This is a genomic window from Nesterenkonia aerolata (assembly GCF_031470965.1).
Lineage (GTDB): Bacteria > Actinomycetota > Actinomycetes > Actinomycetales > Micrococcaceae > Nesterenkonia > Nesterenkonia aerolata.
The window spans coordinates 1-1299 of sequence record NZ_JAVKGR010000045.1 but is presented as its reverse complement, the minus strand read 5'-3'; the positions used below and the strand labels follow the sequence as shown (position 1 = coordinate 1299).

Genomic DNA, 1299 nt, shown 5'->3' with positions numbered 1-1299 from the left:
TTGAAGCGCCCTGGGTTTCGTTCCGTGGTTAGACGGTCGCGGGCGCGGTCGTCGTGGTGTGAGTGTAGGCCGCTTCGACTGCCGCTGGAGTGCGGTAGTCGAGCGCCTCGTGGAGCCGGGTCGTGTTCCACCAGTGGACCCAGCCCATCGTCGCCAACTCGACTTCGCTGACCGAATCCCAGATCCGCTTCGAGTAGATCAGTTCCGTCTTGTAGAGACCGTTCACGGTCTCGGCCAGGGCGTTATCGTAGCTATCGCCAACGGTGCCGACTGATGCTTTCACCCCCGCTGCGATGAGAGCGTCCGAATAGGCCAGTGAGACATACTGACTGCCCCTGTCGGAGTGGTGAACCAATCCGCTATCATTCCTGCTTGCACCAGTGGAAAGAAGTGCGTGCTCCAGTGCGAGCAAAGGTAGAGACTGTGTGTGGAGTGTGGGTGCGACCGCCCAGCCGACAATTCTCCGACTGAAGACATCGGTGATGAATGCGACGTAGCAGAATCCGGCGAGGATCCGGACGTAGGTGATGTCAGCGACCCAGAGCTGCCGCGGACGGTCCGCGGCAAACTTCCGTTCCACAAGGTCGGGGCGCTCATCCGGTCCGGCTCCAGGGCAGGTGGTGACGGGCTTACGGCCTCGCCGGACGCCTTGGAGTCCCGCGACCCTCATCAGTCGTGCCACCTGGTCGCGACCGACGTCCCATCCCGCATGCCGCATCGCGTGCCACATCTTTCGGACCCCGTAGACGCTGTAGTTCTCCTTGTGAATTCGTTTCACCTCCTCCACGAGCATCTCGTCCCGAATGCTACGAGCGCAGGCTGGTCTGCTCTTTGCGGCACGGTATCCGCGGGAGGTGATGAACCCACATTCTGTCGCACCGAGGATGCGGCAGATGGCCTCGACCCCGAACTGTTCGCGATGCATGTCGATGAACGCGATCATTTCGTCGTGGGGCGGTCGAGCTCCGCTGCGAAAAACGCTGAGGCGGCCTTCAGAATCTCATTCGCGCGCCGTGCCTCGGCGAGTTCCCGTCGAAGACGCCGGTTCTCCTCCTCGAGCGGCTCGCCCGGGCCGGTCGGCTCGGTGGGGCCGTAGCGGTTGCACCAGATCCGCAGGGTCTCCTCCCCGACACCGAGCTGTGGTGCGACGGCACGGATCGACTGCGCTCTGGGACCTCCCTCGAGGGCTTGACGGTCGTGAACCATGCGCACGGCGCGGTCACGCAGCTCTGGACTGAACTTCTTGGGCATACTCCGATTCTCCTTGCTGAGACTCGGAACGAAACCCAGGGCGCTTCA

Annotated in this window: 1 protein-coding gene and 1 other annotated feature; the gene reads right to left on the bottom strand. The window is 62.8% G+C overall.

Annotation, left to right across the window (positions count from 1 at the left end; all coding sequences use genetic code 11):
- Positions 1 to 28 precede the first annotated feature (28 nt).
- A protein-coding gene (locus RIL96_RS13240) for an IS3 family transposase (RefSeq protein ID WP_310549482.1) occupies positions 29 to 1251 on the bottom strand; the annotation gives its coding sequence in 2 pieces (ribosomal slippage) (positions 29 to 972 and positions 972 to 1251; 1224 coding nt in all).
- Positions 880 to 982: a sequence feature (AL1L pseudoknot), on the bottom strand. (Overlaps the previous gene by 103 nt.)
- Positions 1252 to 1299: the final 48 nt, after the last annotated feature.